Source organism: Enterococcus raffinosus, assembly GCF_018917525.1.
GTDB classification, from domain to species: Bacteria; Bacillota; Bacilli; order Lactobacillales; family Enterococcaceae; genus Enterococcus_A; species Enterococcus_A raffinosus_A.
Genome location: NZ_JAHLOS010000017.1, coordinates 1 through 22,247, shown reverse-complemented (window position 1 = coordinate 22,247; position 22,247 = coordinate 1). Strand labels below are relative to the sequence as shown.

Below are 22,247 nucleotides of genomic sequence, written 5' to 3'. Positions count from 1 at the left end.
CGTGAAACACAAAAAAGAGACTTCCAAAACGAAGTCTCTTTAAAATGACATTTTATTCTTCAGAAACGAATGCTAATAAGCCCATAATACGAGCGCGTTTAATAGCGATCGTTAATTTACGTTGGTTTTTAGCGCTTGTTCCAGTTACACGACGAGGTAAAATTTTACCACGTTCGCTGATGAAACGTTTAAGTAATTCGATATCTTTATAATCGATGTACTCGATATGATTAGCAGCAATATAGTCTACTTTACGACGTTTGCGACCTCTTCTTTGTTGTGCCATTCCGTTTCCCTCCTATTCAATTGTTAGAATGGTAAATCATCATCTGAAATGTCGATAGAGGATCCACTAAATGGATCTGAATCTCGATCGAAGTCAGGCATAGTGTTCTTAGCTGACTGAGAGGATTGATTATAATTGTTGTTAAAATTATTTCCCCCGCCTTGACCTTGGAAGCTATCATCAGAACCAGAACTTGGATTCTGTTGACGTTGTTCACTTGCAGTACGAGATTCCAGTAATTGGAAGTTCTCAGCAACAACCTCTGTCACATAGACACGTTGTCCTTGCTGATTTTCATAATTTCTTGTTTGGATACGGCCAGTCACACCTAAAAGAGTTCCCTTACGCGCATAATTTGCTAAAGTTTCTGCTGATTTCCGCCAGATCACACAATTGATAAAATCTGCTTCGCGATTCCCGCTTTGATTCGTAAAATTACGATTCACTGCTAAAGTAAACGTCGCAACACCTGTACCATTTGCGGTGTAGCGTAAATCAGGATCCTTTGTTAAACGACCAACTAGTACAACATTATTAATCAAAGTAAAGCCAGCTCCCTTCTCGTCAATTGTTTCACGTGAAACAATTATTCTTCAATCTTAACGATCATGTGACGAATAATATCGTCATTGATTTTTGCAAGACGATCGAATTCGTTAACTGCACTAGCTGTTGTTGGCGCAGTTGCATTGACGATATGGTAGATGCCTTCACGGAATCCGTTCATTTCGTAAGCGAAACGGCGTTTTTCCCAATCTTTTGAATCGATAATTTCAGCTCCATTATCTTTCAAGATTGTATCGAAACGTTCTACTAAAGCAGTTTTTGCTTCTTCATCAATGTTCGGACGAATGATGTATGTGATTTCATACTTCGTGTTTTGACTCATTGATTTTCACCTCCCTATGGACTATAAGGCTCTTAATTTTATTAAGAGCAAGGAGAGCGATCTAAATTTTATCTAGACTACTCACAAATATTCATTATACATAATCATCCTGCAAAAATCAAATGTTTCTTTACTTTAAGGTACGAAAAAAGACTGGAAATGCTTCCAGCCTTTATGCTTTTTTTATTCTTCTGTATCATTTTGTGTTTCTTCAGTAATTTCCGTTGTTTCTACAGTCTCGACTGTCTCAGTCTCTTCGACTTCTTCGTCTTCTTTATCAACGATGGCCATCGTCACAACTTTCGTGTTTTCTTCCATCTTCATCAAACGAACGCCTAAAGTAGCTCGACCTGTTTGTGAAATACTGCCTGCATTGAAACGAATGATTACACCCTTATCTGTAATCAAAAGAGTATCTTCATCGCCAGTAACCGTAGTCAATCCTGCTAGTGGACCATTCTTCTCTTTGACATTCGCGGTCTTGATCCCTTTACCACCACGACCTTTGATTGGATATTCAGAAGCTTTCGTCCGTTTACCATAACCTTTTTCGGTAATAACCAAAACTTCTTGATCTTCTTTCAGTACAGCTGAGCCGATCACGTAATCTTCGTCTCGTAAGCGAATCCCGCGAACTCCGCTGGCTGTCCGACCCATATCGCGAACAACTGCTTCCTTAAAGGTTACAGAATAGCCATCGTGAGTACCAATAATGATCGTTTCGTCACCTTCAGTGGACATTACATTTACTAGTTCATCACCTTCACGCAGTCCAATCGCAATCAATCCATTGGCACGAATATTTGAGAAAGCCGTAACAGTTGTACGTTTGACCGTTCCTTTCTTCGTAACAAAGAATAAGAAATGTCCATCTTCTGCTTGTCCATTTACCGAAATTACCGCTTGAATTGTTTCATTCGAATCAATTCCCAGTAGATTGATAATTGGTATCCCTTTAGCTGTCCGGCCATATTCAGGTACTTCATACCCCTTCGCCCGGTACACACGTCCGCTATTAGTAAAGAATAACAATGTATCGTGAGTCGAACATGAGATTAATGTTTTCACGAAATCATCATCGTGAATTCCCATCCCTTGAACTCCTCGTCCACCACGACGTTGTGATCGAAACTCAGTCGATGCTACACGTTTGATGTAGCCATTATTTGTTAGTGTAATGACAACATCTTCTTCTTCGATCAAATCTTCATCTTCAAGACTCAATACTTCACCGACTAATAATTCTGTTCGACGATCATCACCAAATTTAGCAGCAATTTCTGCTAATTCCGTACGAATAATTTCTTCCACACGTTCAGGACGCGCTAAAATGTCCTCTAAGTCGCTGATTGTCTTTAATAGCTCTTGGTATTCATTTTCGATTTTCTCGCGTTCTAAGCCCGTTAAACGGCGTAAACGCATATCTAAGATTGCTTGTGCTTGACGATCAGATAATTCAAATCGTTCCATCAATGTCGTTTTAGCGACATCATCTGAAGCCGAATTACGAATCGTTGCAATAATCTCGTCTATGTGATCTAACGCGATACGCAAACCTTCTAAGATATGAGCACGTGCTTCGGCTTTTTTCTTATCGAAGATTGTTCGACGAGTAATAACAATTTTTTGATGCTCGATATAATTTTCCAAGATTTGCTTCAAGTTCAAGATTCTTGGTACACCTTTTTCAATTGCTAGCATATTGAAACTAAAGGATGTTTGCAGTGATGTCATCTTGTATAAATTGTTCAAAATGACAGAAGCACTGACATCACGACGAACTTCGATGACAACCCGCATTCCTTCACGAGAAGACTCATCTCGTAAATCAGTAATGCCCTCTACTCGTTTATCTCGATGCAATTCAGAAATTCGTTCGATCAGTTTAGCTTTATTAACCATGTATGGCAATTCGGTAACAATAATTCGTTCCTTGCCATTCTTTTGTTCCTCGATCTCGATCTTCGCACGAACTGTAATTGAGCCCTTACCTGTTTCATATGCCCGACGAATTCCTGATTTTCCCATCACTAAACCGCCAGTTGGGAAATCTGGTCCTGGAATACACTCCATTAATTCTTGTGTCGTTGCTTCAGGATTTTCCATCAACAGTTCGATTCCGGCTGTCACTTCTCTTAAATTATGAGGTGGAATATTCGTTGCCATACCAACTGCGATCCCAGTTGCTCCATTAACTAATAAATTTGGGAAACGTGCTGGTAATACCACTGGCTCTTGTTCGCTGTCGTCATAGTTTCCTTGAAAATCAACGGTATCTTTATTGATATCCCGCAGCATTTCCATCGCGATCTTACTTAGACGTGCTTCGGTATAACGCATCGCCGCCGCGCCATCACCATCGACAGAACCAAAGTTTCCGTGTCCATCTACTAACATATTGCGGTAGCTGAATGATTGTGCCATCCGTACCATTGATTCATAAATCGCACTGTCACCGTGAGGATGATACTTACCCATTACATCCCCAACAATACGAGCAGATTTTTTATGCGGCTTATCAGGAGTGACTCCTAATTCATTCATTCCATATAAAATCCGACGATGAACGGGCTTTAAGCCATCCCGCACATCCGGTAAAGCACGTGCCACAATGACACTCATCGCATAATCAATGAAGGAGTCTTTCATTTCACTGGTTAGATTGACGGCCTGTATATTTTCTCTTCGATCTTCCAAATTGATCCTCCTCACTAAATATCCAAGTTTTTAACGTAATGCGCGTTTTCTTCGATAAACGCGCGACGTGGTTCTACTCGATCCCCCATCAGCATTTCAAAGACCTGATCGGCTTCAATCGCATCGTCAACACTGACCTGCAGCATCAAACGATTTTCTGGATCCATCGTTGTTTCCCACAATTGATGATCGTCCATTTCACCTAAACCTTTATATCGTTGAACATTTGGTTTTGGAGACGCTGGAAGTTCAGAAATTTTTTGAGCTAATTCTTCTTCCGCATTTTTACCTGGTTGGATATAAGTAATGTTCTTTCCTTGTTTGATCCCGTACAAAGGCGGTTGCGCGATATAAACATAGCCAGCTTCCACGATTGGACGCATATAACGATAGAAAAGAGTCAATAACAGTGTTCGAATATGTGCGCCATCAACATCGGCATCCGTCATGATAACCAATTTGTGATAACGTGCTTTCGATACGTCAAAATCTGCTCCAAATCCAGTTCCCATTGCAGTAAACAATGAACGGATTTCTTCGTTGGCTAAAATTTTATCCATCGATGCCTTTTCCACATTCAGAATTTTTCCGCGGATCGGTAAAATCGCTTGAAACTCACGACTACGTCCTTGTTTTGCTGATCCACCGGCAGAATCTCCTTCGACGATAAATAATTCGCATTTTTCTGGATCGTTACTTGAACAATCGGCCAATTTACCTGGTAAATTGCTGATTTCTAAAGCACCTTTACGACGGGTAACTTCACGAGCGCGTTTGGCAGCTAAACGTGCTTTAGCCGCTAATATCCCTTTTTCAACAATCCGACGACCAACCGAAGGATTTTCCATTAGAAATTTCATAAAATTCTCTGAAAATAGACGATCTGTAACCGTACGAACTTCAGAGTTTCCTAATTTTGTTTTGGTTTGACCTTCAAATTGCGGTTCTGGATGTTTAATCGAGATAACAGCTGTTAATCCTTCACGGACATCTTCACCAGAAAGATTTTCATCATTGTCTTTCATGATTTTTTGTTTGCGAGCATAGTCATTGATCACCCGAGTCAAAGCGGTTTTAAACCCAAATTCATGCGTTCCACCTTCATAAGTATGGATATTGTTCGCGAAACTCAAAATATTAGTATGATACCCATCTGTATATTGCATCGCGACCTCTACAGTAATATCCTGTTGCTCACCTTCTACAAAGACTGGTTCATCAAAAATAACAGCTTTATTGTGGTTTAAATGCTCCACATAGCTCTTGATTCCGCCTTCGTAATGGTATTCTCGTAGAACTGGTTTTTCTTCTCTTTTATCTTCAATCGATAGCTTCAGACCGCGATTCAAGAAAGCCAACTCCCGGACACGTGTCGCTAATTTTTCGAAGTTAAAAACTGTTGATTCAGTAAAAATCTCAGGATCTGGTATAAAATGGACCGTCGTCCCATGCTTTTCTGTCTCACCAATTACTTTTAGATCATCTACTACAGCACCACGTCTATAATCTTGGAAATAGATTTTACCTTCTTTGAAAACACGAACGTCTAAACTTGTAGACAGAGCGTTAACAACAGAAGCCCCTACACCGTGAAGTCCACCAGAAACTTTATATCCGCCACCGCCGAACTTTCCGCCGGCATGCAAGATTGTAAAAACTGTTTCAACGGCTGGACGACCTGTTTTCGCTTGAAGTCCCACAGGTATACCACGACCATCGTCACTAACGGTGATACTATTATCTTCTTCGATCACCACATGGATATGTGTTGCAAACCCAGCTAAAGCCTCATCAATGGAATTATCCACGATCTCCCAAACAAGGTGGTGCAAGCCTTCCGTGCTAGTTGAACCAATATACATTCCCGGACGTTTTCGAACAGCTTCTAAACCTTCTAAAACCTGGATTTGACTGGCATCGTACTCTTGAGCACGTTCTAGTAAACTCTTTTCCTCTTCTGTCATCTACGTTTCTTTCCTTTCTATCTGCCCTTGATAGACATAAAAAATATCCGGATGGACCGTCATTTTACCTTTAACATGATTCAACGTTGTTGTTGTTAAAAATGTCTGGACCTTATTTTCAATCGTCTCTAATAAATGAATCTGACGACTATCATCAAGTTCACTCATGACGTCGTCTAAAAGTAAAATCGGATATTCTCCTGTTTCTTCTTTCATCAAATCGATCTCTGCCAATTTGACACTTAAAGCAGTCGTTCGTTGTTGTCCCTGTGACCCATAAGTCTGAACATTTTGTTGATTAACCTTAAAGATCAAATCATCTCGATGAGGACCTAAAAAAGTGTTTCCTTTGAATATTTCCCGCTTGCGATTTTTCTGTAGTTCATTCAGAAAAATACTGCGAATTTTTTCAACTTCTTCACTTTCTAGCGGGAGACTGGCATCATATTCGATTGCCAACGTTTCTTTTTGATTAGTGATCTTACCGTGAAGATCATTAGACCAATACTCCAGCTTTTTAACAAACTTCAGACGGTTAGCTAAGACCTTACTACCAAAATCTACCAGCTGTTCCGTTAAAATATCGAGGTAAATCTCATCTGTTTGTTTCTTTTCAGATAATTGCTTGAGATAAAGATTACGCTGTTTCAAAGTCTTCTGATACTGAGCCAAGTCATAGAGATAGACCGGATTGATTTGCCCTAATTCCATATCTATGAACCGCCGTCTCATTTGAGGACTTCCCTTCACTAAGGAAAGATCCTCTGGGGCAAACAAAATGACATTCAACTGGCCGATATAACTGCTCAATTTCTTTTGTTCAATATGATTCACCTTAGATTTACGGCCTTTTTTCGTTAGTAATAACTCCAACTCTAACTCACTAGTCCCACGTTGGATACGACCTTTTATTTGAGCAAAATCATCTTCCCAACCAATTAATTCTTGCTCACTGCTAGTTCTATGACTACGGGTTAAAGCTAAAACATAGATGCTTTCTAAGAGATTGGTCTTTCCTTGGGCATTCTCACCTAAAAAAATATTTAATCGGTTTGGAAATTCCATAATAAGTTCTTGATAATTACGGTAATTTCTCAACTCAAGCCTATTCAGCTGCATCTTGTTCTTCCTTATTTTTGACCATAAAAAAAGTTCCTACCTCAGGAATCTCAATCATCATTCCCGGATAGAGCTTTCGGCCACGGCGGTTTTCCAACTCGCCATCTACAAATACTGTTTCTTCTGCAAGAAACCACTTGGCTTGTCCACCACTAGAGATTAAATTAATCTCTTTCAATAACTGACCAAGCGTCATGAACTCTGTTTCTAAAAAAATTTTTTGTTTCACATTCATCCCTCATTTTCATGCTAGAAACACCTCTTCATTATACCCTTTTTTAATAGATAAAACAAATTAACTCGTTGTATTTTTCGTTTTAAGAAGTTTTAACCCTTTTTAATTAATTCACTCAAAAAAAAGTAAAAGGTCTTAAAATCGATTTTAAGACCTTTTACTGGGAATGTATTTTTTACAATTTATTTTCATATTTTTCAAAAAACTTGTGAAACTCACTGTTTTTCCTTAATTAGTCCGTACGGGTGTGATCAATTGAATAAAGGAAACATCCCCTTCACTCGGTTCCAAAGTAAACGGACGAATCGCTGAAATAAATTGAATCTTGATACTCATATCACCGAAAGCACGTAAAGCATCTTTCATGTAATCAGGGTTAAAAGAAATTTCTAATGGGTCTCCACTAACTTTTTCATAAACCAGTTCTTCCTCTACTTTACCGATTTCTGGCGAATTTCCGTAAAGAATAACTGAATTATCAGCAATTGCTAAACGGACGATATTATTACGGCCTTCGTGGGAAAGTAAAGAAGCACGTTCGATAGCTGCCAAGAACGTTGGAACAGAGAAAGTAATCTCAGTATTGAAGCTAGTTGGGATTAAACGATTCGTATCAGGATAATTTCCTTCTAGTAAACGAGAATAGAAATACATCGTTGGCGTTTTGAATAAAACTTGGTTCTCCATGATGCTGATCTCTACTTCCGCTTCTTCATCTGACAATGAACGAGAAAGTTCAACTAAGCTTTTTCCGGGTATAACAATATCAAAATCAGTATTCGCATTTTCTACAGGCACAATCCGTTGACTCAAACGATGAGAGTCTGTCGCAACTGCTAATAATTGGCCGTTAGACATCGTGAAGTGAACCCCTGTCAAAATCGGGCGACTTTCATGTTGTGAAACTGAGAACACCGTTTCGCCGATTAATTTTGTCAACATGTGGACAGGTAATTTTAACTGATTTTGTTCTTCAACGACTGGCAAATGTGGATAATTATCTGCATCTAAACCATTAACTGTAAAATGAGCTGCTCCAGAAGTGATTAATACTTGATGATTTTCTTGGACTTCTAATGTAAAAGTCGCTTCTGGTAAGCGTCGAATAATTTCACTGAAAAAACGAGCTTGTAAAACAATTGTACCTACTTCAGCAATTTGTAATTCAGCTTTCTCATCATCGACAGCTAGAAAAGTTTCAATCGAAATATCGGCATTGCTACCTGTTAAATTTAATCCTTCATTATTCAGCTCAATTTTTACTCCTGTTAAGATCGGAATCGTTGTTTTAGTAGAGATTGCTCGTTGGACAGTTTGTAATTCTTGAATGAAGCGTGCACGATTAATCGTAAATTTCATAATGGAACTCCTTTTTTATTTTAATTAGTTTTATATAGAAAAATGAATTAGATAGTATGACTCAACTAGTTTAGCCTCAAAGGTTTTTAGCTGGAAGACGTTTTCTTTATTTATTTAATAAATTAAGTAATAAAAGTAGTAGGGCCTGTTAATCATGTGGAAAAAGTGAGTCAAAGCTTGAAATATCAAGTTTTCCACTTGTGGAAAAGGTGTGGATAAACAGAGTTTCTTTTTCTTTATTTTCCACAACCTAACCTAACAGTAGGTTTTTGATTTCTGCGATTTCTTGTTGAATACTGCTGTCATTTTTCATTAATTGGCTGATTTTTTCGTGTGCGTGAATGACAGTTGTATGATCTTTTCCACCAAATTCAGCACCAATTTTAGGTAAAGAACTTTCAGTCATTTCTCGAGCTAAATACATAGCGATTTGTCGCGGAACAACAATCGTTTTGACACGTTTCTTTCCTTTTAAATCCTTTAACTGGATATGATAAAACTTAGCGACTTCATCTTGGATTTTACTGATGGAAAGTTGTGAGTTGCTGGTCCCTTTCAAACTTTTTAAAGCATCTGCCGCGATACTAGTCGTGATATCAGCACTATTCATCGTGGCGAAAGCTTGTACTCGAACCAAAGCCCCTTCTAGTTCACGGATATTAGAATCAATTTGTCCTGCAATGTAACTCAGAGTATCATCTGGTATTTCAAGATTTTCTGCCTGCGCTTTTTTCCTTAAAATCGCAGTTCGTGTTTCTAGATCTGGCGGTGTGATATCTACCGATAAGCCCCAGGCAAAGCGAGAAACTAATCGTTCTTGTAACTTTGGTATTTCATTTGGTAGGCGATCACTAGTCAGGACGATTTGTTTATTATCATTATATAAATTTTCAAAAGTATGGAAAAACTCTTCTTGAGTTGCTTCTTTGTCGGCAAAAAATTGAATATCGTCTACTAGCAATAGGTCTACTTTGCGGTATTCCTGTCGAAATTCCTCTGAGGTTTTATTCTTGATTGAATTGATAAAGTCGTTTGCGAATGTCTCACTAGAAACATATTTGACTTTTGCCTGCGGATTTATTGCAAGCATTTGATGTCCAATAGCATGCATCAAATGGGTTTTACCTAAACCAACTCCCCCATAGAAGAAAAGTGGATTGTAGATTGATCCGGGTTCTTCAGCAACAACTAAAGCTGCCGCATGCGCCATTTGATTGCCCTTCCCGATTACGAAGGTGTCAAACGTATATTTAGGATTGAGCATTGCTCGCTTCGTTGTTTCAACTTTGGGTGGTTCCTCTTTTTCCACAATGCTAATGGGTGGTGCTTCATCTGGTGTAACAAATAATGGCATAATCTCATCGCCGGTTACTTTAAAACCGATCTCAACGATTTTCGCCGCCAAATGTTTTTCCCAATAGCGCTTATGTAAGTCACTTGTAACTTCGATCGTCAATTGATTATGAGCTAAAGATAAGGGTTTAGCTGTACCTACCCAAGCATCATAACTGGCAGGATTGAGGTCATTTTTGTAACTGTCCTTCAATTCCTGCCAGAAATTGTCCAATGAGGTCAAATAATCGCCTCCTAATTAATAAATTCAGATAGACATACTTTATCATTTTTTTAAAAAGTTTTCCACAACCAGAAACAAAATAGGACGATAATTCTCTTTTTCCACAGAATGTATAAAAATACAAAAGTACTATCCACGAATATGTAAAAAAATATGCACAACTAGATTGTAAATTGTGGATAATTCTCTTTTTCCACTGAACAATGCACAAAAATAAAAAATTAAAGGGCACGAGAGACAAAGAACGAACGAACTTGTTCACATAAGTTATCCACCTTGTGGACAAGTTATCAAAAAGATAAAATCTTGGGGAAAAGGCGTTTGAAAATTCTATGCAAATTTTTTTGTGGATAAATGTTTTGCACAATTACTAGCATTTTATCCCCAGATTTTGTGGATAAAATTTTCTTTGAGGTTATCAAATAGTTTTTCAGATAAACACGATTTTTCAAAAAATGAGAGAACGATTTTCCAAATTATCGTTAAAAAAATACAGGAGGAAGCATGGAAATATCCGAATTTCAACAGCCTTTTTCATTTCGTGATTGACAAAGTAGGGGATGAGTCGTTATAATATTCGGGTATGTCTATGTAAAGTTAGCTATGGAGGTGTATTTTAATGAAAAGAACTTATCAACCCAATAAACGTAAACGTCAAAAAGTTCATGGATTCCGTAAACGCATGAGCACTAAAAACGGCCGTCGCGTATTAGCAAGCCGTCGTCGTAAAGGAAGAAAAGTACTTGCTGCTTAAGCCACTGCCGGTCAGTGGTTTTTTTTGTACCCAAAATGCGATTCTTAAGGAATTTTTCTGATAAATAAAGATGATTCCTTAATTTGAAGTATGGTATTATTGTCAGGTATAGATTTAAAAGAAACGAAGGAAACTAGATGCAGAAAAAATATCGGGTCAAAAAAGAACGAGAGTTTCAAAAAGTGTTTGAAGAAGGTGCTTCTTTTGCGAATCGAAAATTCGTAGTTTACCGTCTAGAACCTTCTGGTCAAAAACATTTTCGAGTAGGCTTGTCAGTCGGTAAAAAAGTTGGGAATGCTGTAGCACGAAATCAAGTAAAACGTCAAATTCGAGCAGTTCTGCAAGAATTGAAAACTGAATTACCACCTATAGACTTTATCGTGATTGCACGCCCAGCTACGAAAGATCTGCCTCATGATGAAATGCGTTCGAATCTTATACATGTCTTAAAATTAGCAAAAATATTAAGTTAGGAAGGAAACAGATGTAAGTGAAGAACTATAAAAAAATACTATTAATGACAGGATTACTGAGTCTCGTCTTCTTGTTATCCGCCTGTGGTACTGGAGAAGTTAGTGCAAGCAGCAGCGGCGTGTGGGATCGTTATGTCGTCTATTATTTCGGGCAAGCGATTAAGGGACTATCATTTGGCAATGTCGGAATCGGGATCATTTTATTTACGATCATTATTCGGATCATTTTGATGCCGCTTATGCATTTCCAAACAAAAAGTATGCGTAAAACGCAGGAATTACAGCCTAAAATCAAAGCACTCCAACAAAAATACAATACTCGTGACCAAGAGACACAACAGAAACTGCAAGAGGAAACGAAAAAACTTTATGCAGAAAATAATGTGAGCCCTTACGCAGGTTGTTTACCACTGTTAGTTCAAATGCCAGTAATGATGGCTTTGTATCAAGCGATTTTACGGATTCCTGAGTTGCGATCTGGGCATTTTCTATGGTTGAACTTAAGTCAATCCGACCCATACTTTATTTTACCGATACTTGCAGCCATCTTTACTTTTGCAAGCAGTTATCTATCTAGTATGAGCCAGCTAGAATCCAATGCTTCATTGAAAATCATGAATTTTGCGATGCCAGTGATGATCTTTGTTATGGCATTAAATTTGGCAAGTGGTTTGTCATTGTACTGGGTAATTTCGAATGCTTTCCAAGTAGTTCAAACACTATTAATTAATAATCCTTTCAAGATTCGTCGCGAAAGAGAAGAAGCTGCTCGTCAAATTCGTGAAAGAGAACGTGCGCTTCAAAAAGCCAAGCATCCGAAGAAAAAACGAAAAAAATAAGCATGATAAAAAACTACAAATAAGGAGGTTTAGAAAATGCCTGTTTATGAAGGTCCAACGATCGATGAAGCAATTTCAAAAGGATTGCACGCTTTAGGGTTGAAGAAAGAAGCCGTCGATATTGAAATTTTAGCAGATGCGAAAAAAGGTTTCCTAGGAATGGGAAAAAAAGATGCTCGTGTATCAATCGAGCCAGTTATTGTTGCTGAAACTGCTGTTACTTCCGAACCGGTGAAAGAATCAACAGAAGAACAGCCTGTTGAGTCAATAATGGAAGAAGTACAGGAGCCTGTAAAAACAGCAGACACGACCGGTCAATTAGTTGAACTAGATGAGGACGAGGCTGTCAAAGAATTGGCACTTTACTTAACGAATATTACGAATGACATGGGAGTACCAGCGTTGGTTAAGATTCAACATGAAACAAGTGGTTTGATTGTCATGAATCTAGAAACTAGCAAGCAAGGGATGCTGATTGGTAAACACGGTAAGATTTTGAATGCTCTACAGTATTTAGCTCAAGTCTTTCTGCACCGCGTAGCGAAAGAAAAATTATCAGTCGTTGTAAATGTCGGAAATTATCGTCAAAAACGCGAAGAAGTTTTAACTCGCTTAGCTCAGCGAACCGCTGAAAAGGTTAAGGAAACAGGTCGTCCAGTATTTTTAGAACCAATGCCTGCTTTTGAACGAAAAATGATTCATTCAGCGTTGAGTAAAGATGAGTACATCAAAACCCATTCTGAAGGTGAAGATCCTTATCGTTATCTGGTGGTTGAACCAGCGAAAAAATATTTCTAATTCTGTTTAAAATGAAAAGTGCGGAGCAGTTGACCTGCTCCGCACTTTTTTGTTATCTATTTTAGTTATGGAAGTTCTTAAACAAAATTTGAAAAAGCAGGTATTTTGGTAAGAAAACTTGAATTGTTGAAAGATCTATGCTAATCTAACACCAGAATTTTGTAGAAAAAGCAGTCAAAGTGCTCAATCTACTCCTTTTCAAGGGGTGGAGTAGGCACTTTTTTTATGTTCTTAATTAATAGGAGGAAAACAAGTGGCAGAGATCACCTTAGAATTTGATACGATTGCAGCGATTTCAACTCCGCCAGGTGAAGGCGCGATCAGTATCGTGCGATTGAGCGGCGATCAAGCAGTAGCAATCGCAGATAGTGTTTATCGCAGTGGGAAAAAAAGTTTGTTAGAAGTTCCGTCACATACAATCCATTATGGACATATCATCGATCCAGAAGACCAACAGATAGTTGATGAAGTCATGGTGAGCGTGATGCGTGCACCGAAGACCTTTACGCGTGAAGACATAGTGGAAATTAACTGTCACGGCGGTATTGTGGTAGTAAATCAATTGTTACAATTGATTTTGCGCTCTGGCGCACGTTTAGCTGAGCCAGGTGAATTTACTAAACGAGCATTCTTGAATGGACGTGTTGATTTATCACAAGCAGAGGCTGTTATGGATCTGATTCGCGCAAAAACGGATCGAGCGATGAGTGTTGCGATCAATCAGTTAGATGGAAATTTGTCTCATTTAATTCGGCAATTACGTCAGGAAATTTTAGAAACACTCGCGCAAGTCGAAGTGAATATTGATTATCCAGAATATGATGATGTTGAGGAATTGACGACTCAATTATTACTAGAAAAAGCTAAACAGGTAGGTCAACAGATTGATGCATTATTGTTAAATGCTAAGCAAGGAAAAATCTTACGCGAAGGCTTAAGTACAGCAATTATTGGTCGTCCAAATGTGGGAAAATCAAGCCTGCTCAATTATTTATTACATGAAGAAAAAGCAATCGTAACAGAAATTGCTGGAACTACACGTGATGTCATCGAAGAGTATGTGAATGTTCGTGGGGTTCCATTGAAACTGATTGATACAGCAGGAATTCGTGAAACCGATGACGTGGTAGAACGCATTGGAGTAGAACGCAGCCGTAAAACATTAGGAGAGGCAGATTTGATTTTGTTAGTCCTAAATCAAAGCGAAGCCCTAACTGCGGAAGATAGAGAACTATTGGAGGCAACACAAGGATTAAAACGCATTATTTTATTGAATAAAACCGATTTGCCAAGCCATCTATCAGCAACGGATATTGCTACATATCTGAGTGAGGATGAAGTATTTTCAATCTCCGTTTTAGAAAAGGCTGGATTGGATCAATTGGAAGAAGCTATCGCCAAACTCTTTTTTGGAGGTCAAACTGGCGAAAAGGATGCTACTTATGTATCAAACACTCGTCATATTGCATTGCTAGAGAAGGCGGGACAATCATTAAGTGAGGTTCAAAATGGTATTATGGCAGGTATGCCTGTGGATCTTGTTCAAATTGATATGACGCGCTGTTGGGATTATTTAGGTGAAATCGTTGGAGATAGCGTGCAAGACGAATTAATCACGCAATTATTCAGTCAATTTTGTTTAGGAAAATAGTGAAGGAGCAACTATATGGAATATCAAGCAGGAAATTATGATGTGATTGTTGTTGGTGCAGGGCATGCGGGTTCTGAAGCGGCTTTAGCAACAGCACGCATGGGGCAAAAAACCTTGTTGATAACAATCAATTTAGATATGGTAGCGTTCATGCCATGTAATCCATCTATTGGTGGACCGGCTAAAGGAGTGGTCGTACGAGAAATCGATGCACTTGGTGGTGAGATGGGACGTAACATAGACAAGACATATATCCAAATGCGGATGTTAAATACAGGGAAAGGTCCAGCAGTACGTGCATTGCGTGCTCAAGCGGACAAGCATGCATATGCAGAAGAAATGAAACACACGATCGAAAAAGAAGAAAAATTAACTTTGAAGCAGGGAGTTGTTGATCGTTTAGTTGTTGAAGAGGATATTTGCAAAGGTGTTGTGACTTCAACAGGCGCAGTTTATTCAGCGAAGGCTGTAATTATTACAGCAGGGACGGCTTTGCGCGGAGAGATTATTATCGGCGAATTAAAATATTCTTCTGGTCCCAATAACTCCCAGCCATCAATCAAATTAGCTGATCATTTACAAGAATTAGGATTAGAAATCCATCGTTTTAAAACAGGAACACCGCCGCGAGTGAAATCTGGTTCGATCGATTACAAAAAAACAGAGATTCAACCTGGCGATGAAAAACCTAATCACTTTAGTTATCAAACGCCAGATAGTCAGTATTTAACGGAACAAATTCCTTGCTGGTTGACCTATACGAATCCAAAAAGTCATGAGATCATTCAAAATAACTTGCATCGTGCACCGATGTTTACAGGCATCGTGGACGGAGTTGGGGCTCGTTATTGTCCATCAATTGAGGATAAGATTGTACGCTTCGCAGACAAAGAACGTCATCAACTATTCTTAGAACCAGAAGGACGTAATACAGAAGAAGTATATGTCCAAGGATTATCAACTTCACTACCAGAAGATGTCCAGAATGACGTTTTACATTCGATTGAAGGGTTAGAAAATGCAGAAATGATGCGGACAGGTTATGCCATCGAATATGACATGGTAGCTCCTCACCAATTACGCCCAACCTTAGAGACGAAAGTGATCGAAAATCTTTATACTGCTGGACAAACCAATGGAACTAGCGGATATGAAGAAGCTGCTGGTCAAGGCTTAATGGCCGGAATTAATGCGGCCTTGAAGATTCAGGGAAAAGAACCATTTATCATGAAACGTAGTGATGGATATATTGGTGTTATGATTGATGATTTGGTGACTAAAGGAACTAATGAACCTTATCGTTTATTGACTTCACGAGCAGAATATCGTTTGATTTTACGACATGATAATGCTGATTTACGTTTAACAGAAATTGGATACAGGATCGGTTTAGTAGAAGAAGCAAACTATCAAGCATACCTAGTTAAAAAAGCGCATATCGAAGCAGAGATAGCTCGTTTACAATCAATTCGCATAAAACCTCATGATAATGTTCAGAGCTTTCTGAGAGCTAAAAACAGCGCAGAATTGAAAGATGGTGTTTTAGCGAGTGATTTCTTGAAACGCCCAGAAATTACCTACCAAGAATTGTTGCAATTTATTCCAGCAAATGATGAATTGACAGAAAAAGAAGTGGAACAAGTTGAGATCCAGATTAAGTATGAAGGCTATATTAAAAAAGCAATGGAAAAAGTCGAAAAGTTGAAACGGATGGAAGCTAAACGTATTCCAGAACGAATTGATTATGAAGCAATCAACGGATTAGCGACAGAAGCAAAACAAAAATTACAAAAAATTCAACCTGAAACGATCGCTCAGGCCAGCCGGATTAGTGGCGTAAACCCTGCTGATATCAGTATCCTAATGGTATACGTGGAACAAGGGAAGATTGCGAAGGTTGGTAACAAAACGGTTTAATAGGATAGCTTACAAAAATAGGTCAAGACCATAATATGTATGGTCTGGCTTATTTTTGTAAGTTGAAGTTAATCGGTTAAATAAAATCTATCTTACTTTTTTTCTTTTATAATCCTACAAAAACCGTTTAGTCTGTAATAGGCCAGATATACTTAAAAAGCTCTCTCATAAATAATTCTTATTCTAAAAAAACAAATATCCTTTTCTTCTGATAAAAATCATTTCAAGTTATTTTGGTGTTCCATGTGAAACACTCAGACCATTTTTTGAAATTAATAGGTAAATCTGCCGTAAATAACAATTAGAAGTTAAAAAATTTTTCTAAAAAAGATTGCTCGATATTTATCAAGCTAAGCGTTTTCTAAAAATCGTCATTGTGATAGAAAACACATATTTTCGACTGTTTTACGGAATTTTATTCGATGGGCAATTTTTAAATTTTAGAAGATGAGTTGAAGAACCAAATGTTGCTGATAGTTAGTCATTTCAACTGACTAGTTTTTTCAAAAAAATAGTCATCATATAGACTCCAATGATCTAGAATTTAGTGAAGAGGAAATAAAAAAATCAAACTAAAAAAGGCCAATGCCAACAAACTAAAAGCTAATGAAAAAGGAGGATAAAGCTTTCTTAATCTCTGTGTGAAACATACGTAAACCATTGCATGTAAAGCAATAATGCGTTAAAGTAGAGGATAGTCTGTGAAACATTTTCCTGTTTCACGAAAATGAAAGGATTTCTTATGACACCAGAAGAATTTCAAGCGGAATTAGGTAAGCTGGGAATCGAACTATCTGAAAAGCAGATGGATCAGTTTGCGACCTATTTTCACTTATTAGTTGAATGGAACCAAAAGATGAATCTCACTGCGATTACTGAACATGAAGAAGTCTACTTAAAACATTTTTATGATTCTATTACACTAGCTTTTTCTGAAACGTTCGTTGCGAAAGGAAAGTTATGCGATGTTGGTTCAGGTGCTGGTTTTCCTAGTTTACCATTAAAAATTGTTTTTCCGGAGTTAGAGATTACCATCGTGGATTCCTTGAATAAGCGAATCACATTTTTGACAACGTTGGTAGAGGCTTTACAATTAGACGGTGTGCATCTTTATCATGATAGGGCGGAGTCTTTTGGACAAAATTTCGAGTTTCGAGAAACGTTTGACTTTGTGACTGCACGGGCAGTGGCACGTCTGAATATTTTGACAGAATTATGCTTGCCATTAGTTAAAAAGAATGGCTACTTTTTTGCTTTAAAGGCAGCGAAGAGTGAAGAGGAATTGGTAGAAGCAAAACCGGCGATTGCTCTATTAGGCGGTAAACTGATCCAAGCCGAAGATGTTTCATTACCCAATGGTGATACGCGCCACATTATTATAGTGCAGAAAAAGAAAGAAACACCGAAAAAATATCCACGTAAACCAGGCCAACCAAACAAACAGCCATTAAAGTAGTTTTAATGGATAAACATAGCTTATTTTCTTATGGAAAATAAATTCTTTAATATGAACTAGGAGGAAATTAGATGGCACGGATCATATCTGTTGCAAACCAAAAAGGCGGAGTCGGAAAAACAACTACGACTGTCAATTTGGGTGCGTGCTTAGCTCAAGACGGTAAGAAAGTTTTATTGATTGACAGTGATGCACAAGGGAATGCTACAAGTGGTTTAGGTGTGCGCAAACCTGATGTAAAACAAGATATTTATGACGTTTTAGTCAATGAGGTTTCCATTAAAGAGACGATCATTAAGACACCGCGAGAAAATCTATCAATTGTTCCTGCAACTTTGCAATTAGCTGGAGCAGAGATCGAATTAACTTCTATGATGGCTCGTGAATCACGCTTAAAAAGCGCTTTAGCAGAAGTAAGTGATGAATACGACTTTATTTTAGTAGATTGTCCACCCTCATTAGGGCATTTAACAATTAATGCTTTTACAGCAAGTGATGCGATTTTGATCCCAGTTCAATGCGAATATTATGCGTTAGAAGGGTTAAGTCAATTGTTGAACACGGTTCGTTTAGTTCAAAAACATTTCAATCCTGGATTAGAGATTGAAGGAGTACTATTGACAATGTATGATGCTCGAACAAATCTTGGTGCGGAAGTGGTCGAAGAGGTTCGTCGTTATTTCCAAGAGAAAGTCTACGATACAATTATTCCGAGAAATGTCCGTTTATCTGAGGCACCTAGCCATGGCAAACCGATCATTGATTATGATCCACGCTCAAAAGGTGCTGAAGTTTATCAAGCTCTAGCAAAGGAAGTGTTAGTTCGTGAGCAAAAATAAAGGATTAGGTCGAGGAATCGATGCTTTATTTCAAGATCTTTCTGAGATTGAAGAAGTCGATATAAAGAACGACCAAGTAATTGAGATACCTTTGAGTGATTTACGTCCCAACCCTTATCAACCGCGAAAATCATTTGACGAAACGTCTTTGCAAGAGTTAGCCAATTCAATTGAGCAATCTGGTGTCTTCCAACCGATTATTGTGAGAAAATCAGCCGTAAAAGGTTACGAACTGATTGCTGGTGAACGTCGTTTTCGCGCTTCAAAGTTGGCAGGTAAAGAAACAATTCCTGCAATTATTCGTGAGTTTGATGAAGAAGCAATGATGCAGATCGCCGTATTGGAAAACTTACAACGAGAAGATTTGAATCCATTGGAAGAAGCCGAAGCTTATGAAATGCTGATGAAAAATTTAAAATTGACGCAAGCGGATGTAGCTAACCGATTAGGGAAAAGCCGCCCGTATATCGCCAATTATTTGCGTTTGTTGACCTTACCTAAACTGGTAAAAGAAATGGTACAGGATGAACGTTTATCAATGGGACAAGCTCGGACCTTGCTAGGATTAAAGAAAAAAGATCAGATCTTGAAACTAGCGAATCGCGCAGTAAAAGAGAATCTGACAGTGCGTCAATTAGAACAGATTGTTACTGAATATAACGAAGGAAAAGCGAAAGATAAGAAAAAAGGTCCTCGTTTAACCAAGGAAAAGCCTTACTATTTAAGAGAAAGCGAAGATCGTTTGATGGATAAATTTGGGACGGGCGTTGAAATCGTTGAGAAGGATGGTAAAGGTAAAATTTCGATTGAGTATCTATCGCCATCAGATTTGACGCGTATCTTAGATATTTTGAATATCCATTTTGATGAATCTTAGACAATATATATGAATACGAAATGGGAGGTTTGCCAGATGTATGATTTAGGTGATATCGTTGAGATGAAAAAACCGCATGCTTGCCAGACAAATCGCTGGGAAATCATTCGTATGGGTGCGGATATTAAAATTAGGTGTGTCAATTGTGGTCATATCGTCATGATGACAAGACGCGATTTTGAGAAGAAAATGAAAAAAATCCTTGAGAAGAAAGCTGATACAACTCAGAAATAATTCTTAGTAGAGAAAGAGTGAAGTAGAACATGGCCTTAACAGCCGGAATCGTAGGATTGCCAAACGTTGGTAAATCTACCTTATTTAATGCAATTACGAAAGCAGGGGCGGAAGCTGCTAATTATCCTTTCGCAACAATTGATCCAAATGTAGGAATGGTAGAAGTGCCTGATTGGCGCTTGGAACGTTTAACAGAATTAGTTCATCCGAAGAAAACTGTTCCAACAACATTTGAATTTACAGACATCGCTGGAATTGTGAAAGGCGCTAGTAAAGGTGAAGGATTGGGAAACCAATTCCTAAGCCATATTCGTCAGGTAGATGCTATTTGTCACGTAGTTCGTTGTTTTGATAATGAAAATATTACGCACGTTGAAGGGCGAGTAGATCCATTAGAAGATATTGAGACAATCAATTTAGAATTAGTTTTAGCTGATTTGGATTCTGTAAACAAACGTTATGCACGTGTGGCAAAAGTAGCTAAAACGAAAGAAAAAAATGCGGTGGCAGAGTTAGCAGTCCTAGATAAATTAAAGCCCATTTTAGAAGAAGGACAATCTGCTCGAACAATTGAATTTACTGAAGAAGAGCAAAAAATTGTTAAAGGACTATTTTTATTAACAAGTAAACCAGTACTTTATGTAGCAAATGTTGATGAAGATACTGTTGCTGAGCCTGACAGTAATGAATACGTGCAAACCGTGCGGAATTTCGCTGCTAGTGAACATTCAGAGGTAATCGTTGTTTGTGCTGAAGCGGAGGAAGAAATTGCTGAGTTGGATGATGAAGACAAAGTGGAGTTCTTAGAAGCAATGGGAATTGAGGAGTCTGGATTAGATCAACTGATCCGAACGGCTTATGACTTATTAGGGTTAGCAACGTACTTCACTGCAGGTGAGCAGGAGGTTCGTGCATGGACGTTCCGAAAAGGCACCAAAGCTCCTCAAGCAGCAGGTATCATTCATACTGACTTCGAACGTGGTTTTATTCGTGCTGAAACAGTGTCTTTTGATGATTTAGATAAGTATGGCAGTATGCATGCGGCGAAAGAAGCTGGACGTGTTCGATTAGAAGGAAAAGATTATGTTGTACAAGACGGCGATGTCATGTTGTTCCGTTTCAACGTTTAGGGAGGAAAGAAACAATGGAACCAGAAAAGTTACAAACGTTGCAAGCAGAAAACAATCAACTTGAAGCAAAGTTGACTAAACGTAACGAACAATACATTTTTGACTTAAAAAAGGCTTTAAAAGCAGCGAACTTAACAGATGAACAAACTATTGTAGCTTTAAATGAGATGCTGCCAACTTTAGTCGAGGAACAAAAAACTGGGAAAACTGCACGTCAATTATTTGGAACAGTTTCAGAGCGTCTGGATGCAATTGTTAACAAACCAGCTGAACAGAAAAAATCGACTACCGCATCACTGATGTGGCTTGATAATTTCCTATTGTTATTTGGCCTATTAGGGGTTGTTGCAGGGATCATGGGATTGTTTGTTTCACGTGGAACACAAACCGTTACTTACGGTTTAACAACGTTAATCGTGGCTTCTGCTGTCGGTGGTTTAGTATTCTATATGATGTATTTATTTGTTTATCAGTTCGAGCAACCTGGAGCAGATAAATCGAAAAAACCAAAGACATGGAAGACGATTCTTATGTTGGCCTCAGTTACAATCGTCTGGTTCTTAGTCTTTAACGGGGCAGCATTGTTGCCTCCAACGTTAAATCCAATCCTTGATCCAATGGTTATGATTGTACTATCGGGGTTAGCGTTAGCATTACGCTATTACTTGAAAAAACGTTTCGGCATTATTAGTAGTCTAGCAACAGCACCAAGAAGATAGCAAAAAAGAAGCAAAGTTCCTAGGAACTTTGCTTCTTTTTATTTTGTCACCTCATCGACTAGCTTTGCCATTTCTTGTTGCTGATAAACAGCAGTAGCTTGTTGAATAATTTTCTGTTGTGCTGCTTGATCCATGGTAGGATTTTGCATCATCGCTGCTTTAACTTTATTTTGAACGAACGTTTTTGCCTCAGATTGCATAGTGGCTTTGTTGTCTTGAACTAATTTCGCTAGTTTTTTTGCTTGTTCAGTACTTAAAACTAACCAATCTTTTTGAACATTGAAAATATTTTTTTCTTTAATCAGTTGATGATTTTTACTAGGACGTGTCTGAAAACTCGTTACTGAGTCAGTTTGAAGATAGCAGCCACATAAACAAATGATAAAAACGACTTTGCCAATTTGTCATACCGTGTAGCGACACGACGAAAGTGTT

The 22,247-nt window shown here is 38.3% G+C and carries 22 protein-coding genes and 1 pseudogene; 12 read left to right on the top strand and 11 right to left on the bottom strand.

Annotation, left to right across the window (positions count from 1 at the left end; all coding sequences use genetic code 11):
- Nucleotides 1-52 precede the first annotated feature (52 nt).
- The 9 genes from rpsR to dnaA form a co-directional block, all read right to left on the bottom strand.
- A complete protein-coding gene (rpsR, locus tag KQI58_RS11915) occupies nt 53-286 on the bottom strand; it encodes a 30S ribosomal protein S18 (RefSeq protein WP_010742563.1) in 234 nt (77 codons plus the stop codon).
- 23 nt (nt 287-309) lie between these two features.
- The gene (gene ssb, locus KQI58_RS11910; protein WP_216409316.1) at nt 310-828 is read right to left on the bottom strand and encodes a single-stranded DNA-binding protein; all 519 of its coding nucleotides are present in this window, start codon (nt 826-828) and stop codon (nt 310-312) included.
- A gap of 44 nt (nt 829-872) precedes the next feature.
- On the bottom strand, nt 873-1,175 hold the full coding sequence (gene rpsF, locus KQI58_RS11905; RefSeq protein WP_010742561.1) for a 30S ribosomal protein S6: 303 nt from the start codon (nt 1,173-1,175) through the stop codon (nt 873-875).
- Nucleotides 1,176-1,358: 183 nt separating this feature from the next.
- The gene (gene gyrA / locus KQI58_RS11900) at nt 1,359-3,872 is read right to left on the bottom strand and encodes a DNA gyrase subunit A (protein WP_216409315.1); all 2,514 of its coding nucleotides are present in this window, start codon (nt 3,870-3,872) and stop codon (nt 1,359-1,361) included.
- A gap of 14 nt (nt 3,873-3,886) precedes the next feature.
- On the bottom strand, nt 3,887-5,836 hold the full coding sequence (gene gyrB, locus KQI58_RS11895; protein WP_216409314.1) for a DNA topoisomerase (ATP-hydrolyzing) subunit B: 1,950 nt from the start codon (nt 5,834-5,836) through the stop codon (nt 3,887-3,889).
- Complete coding sequence (recF, locus tag KQI58_RS11890; RefSeq protein ID WP_216409313.1) at nt 5,837-6,955, bottom strand: DNA replication/repair protein RecF; 1,119 nt, start codon at nt 6,953-6,955, stop codon at nt 5,837-5,839.
- Nucleotides 6,942-7,184 (bottom strand): S4 domain-containing protein YaaA, encoded by a 243-nt coding sequence (yaaA, locus tag KQI58_RS11885; RefSeq protein WP_010747417.1) that lies wholly within the window; start codon nt 7,182-7,184, stop codon nt 6,942-6,944. Before yaaA ends, recF begins: the two co-directional genes overlap by 14 nt.
- A gap of 234 nt (nt 7,185-7,418) precedes the next feature.
- Nucleotides 7,419-8,549, bottom strand: a complete 1,131-nt coding sequence (gene dnaN / locus KQI58_RS11880; RefSeq protein WP_216409312.1) for a DNA polymerase III subunit beta — start codon at nt 8,547-8,549, stop codon at nt 7,419-7,421.
- Between the two features lie 250 nt (nt 8,550-8,799).
- Nucleotides 8,800-10,125 carry a chromosomal replication initiator protein DnaA gene (gene dnaA / locus KQI58_RS11875; RefSeq protein ID WP_216409311.1) on the bottom strand — a complete coding sequence of 442 codons (1,326 nt, stop codon included), beginning with the start codon at nt 10,123-10,125 and terminating at the stop codon, nt 8,800-8,802.
- Nucleotides 10,126-10,744: 619 nt separating this feature from the next.
- On the opposite strand from dnaA, the gene rpmH reads away from it, so the two are divergent.
- From rpmH to KQI58_RS11815, 12 genes are all read left to right on the top strand, one after another.
- Nucleotides 10,745-10,879, top strand: a complete 135-nt coding sequence (gene rpmH, locus KQI58_RS11870; RefSeq protein WP_006703104.1) for a 50S ribosomal protein L34 — start codon at nt 10,745-10,747, stop codon at nt 10,877-10,879.
- Nucleotides 10,880-11,016: 137 nt separating this feature from the next.
- Nucleotides 11,017-11,352, top strand: coding sequence for a ribonuclease P protein component (gene rnpA / locus KQI58_RS11865; RefSeq protein ID WP_048721468.1), 336 nt, complete (start codon nt 11,017-11,019; stop codon nt 11,350-11,352).
- 17 nt (nt 11,353-11,369) lie between these two features.
- On the top strand, nt 11,370-12,191 hold the full coding sequence (locus tag KQI58_RS11860) for a YidC/Oxa1 family membrane protein insertase (RefSeq protein WP_216409310.1): 822 nt from the start codon (nt 11,370-11,372) through the stop codon (nt 12,189-12,191).
- A gap of 36 nt (nt 12,192-12,227) precedes the next feature.
- The gene (jag, locus tag KQI58_RS11855; RefSeq protein WP_216409309.1) at nt 12,228-12,989 is read left to right on the top strand and encodes an RNA-binding cell elongation regulator Jag/EloR; all 762 of its coding nucleotides are present in this window, start codon (nt 12,228-12,230) and stop codon (nt 12,987-12,989) included.
- A 253-nt stretch (nt 12,990-13,242) separates the two neighbouring features.
- Nucleotides 13,243-14,640 (top strand): tRNA uridine-5-carboxymethylaminomethyl(34) synthesis GTPase MnmE, encoded by a 1,398-nt coding sequence (gene mnmE, locus KQI58_RS11850; RefSeq protein ID WP_216409308.1) that lies wholly within the window; start codon nt 13,243-13,245, stop codon nt 14,638-14,640.
- Between the two features lie 15 nt (nt 14,641-14,655).
- Nucleotides 14,656-16,557, top strand: a complete 1,902-nt coding sequence (gene mnmG / locus KQI58_RS11845) for a tRNA uridine-5-carboxymethylaminomethyl(34) synthesis enzyme MnmG (RefSeq protein ID WP_216409307.1) — start codon at nt 14,656-14,658, stop codon at nt 16,555-16,557.
- Between the two features lie 742 nt (nt 16,558-17,299).
- Nucleotides 17,300-18,013 (top strand): 16S rRNA (guanine(527)-N(7))-methyltransferase RsmG, encoded by a 714-nt coding sequence (rsmG, locus tag KQI58_RS11840; protein WP_216409306.1) that lies wholly within the window; start codon nt 17,300-17,302, stop codon nt 18,011-18,013.
- Nucleotides 18,014-18,084: 71 nt separating this feature from the next.
- Nucleotides 18,085-18,852 (top strand): ParA family protein, encoded by a 768-nt coding sequence (locus tag KQI58_RS11835; RefSeq protein ID WP_216409305.1) that lies wholly within the window; start codon nt 18,085-18,087, stop codon nt 18,850-18,852.
- Nucleotides 18,839-19,729: a ParB/RepB/Spo0J family partition protein gene (locus KQI58_RS11830; protein WP_216409304.1), complete on the top strand. Its 891-nt coding sequence runs from the start codon at nt 18,839-18,841 to the stop codon at nt 19,727-19,729. Before KQI58_RS11835 ends, KQI58_RS11830 begins: the two co-directional genes overlap by 14 nt.
- Nucleotides 19,730-19,765: 36 nt before the next feature.
- The gene (locus KQI58_RS11825; protein ID WP_216409303.1) at nt 19,766-19,963 is read left to right on the top strand and encodes a DUF951 domain-containing protein; all 198 of its coding nucleotides are present in this window, start codon (nt 19,766-19,768) and stop codon (nt 19,961-19,963) included.
- Nucleotides 19,964-19,992: 29 nt separating this feature from the next.
- Nucleotides 19,993-21,093, top strand: coding sequence for a redox-regulated ATPase YchF (ychF, locus tag KQI58_RS11820; RefSeq protein WP_216409302.1), 1,101 nt, complete (start codon nt 19,993-19,995; stop codon nt 21,091-21,093).
- 14 nt (nt 21,094-21,107) lie between these two features.
- Nucleotides 21,108-21,812: a DUF1129 domain-containing protein gene (locus tag KQI58_RS11815; RefSeq protein ID WP_216409301.1), complete on the top strand. Its 705-nt coding sequence runs from the start codon at nt 21,108-21,110 to the stop codon at nt 21,810-21,812.
- Between the two features lie 38 nt (nt 21,813-21,850).
- Here the strand turns inward: KQI58_RS11815 and KQI58_RS22730 are convergent, their stop codons facing one another.
- On the bottom strand, nt 21,851-22,012 hold the full coding sequence (locus KQI58_RS22730) for a hypothetical protein (RefSeq protein WP_253295918.1): 162 nt from the start codon (nt 22,010-22,012) through the stop codon (nt 21,851-21,853).
- A 42-nt stretch (nt 22,013-22,054) separates the two neighbouring features.
- Nucleotides 22,055-22,117: pseudogene (locus KQI58_RS23290) on the bottom strand (hypothetical protein); the annotation flags it as partial.
- Between the last annotated feature and the right edge of the window lie 130 nt (nt 22,118-22,247).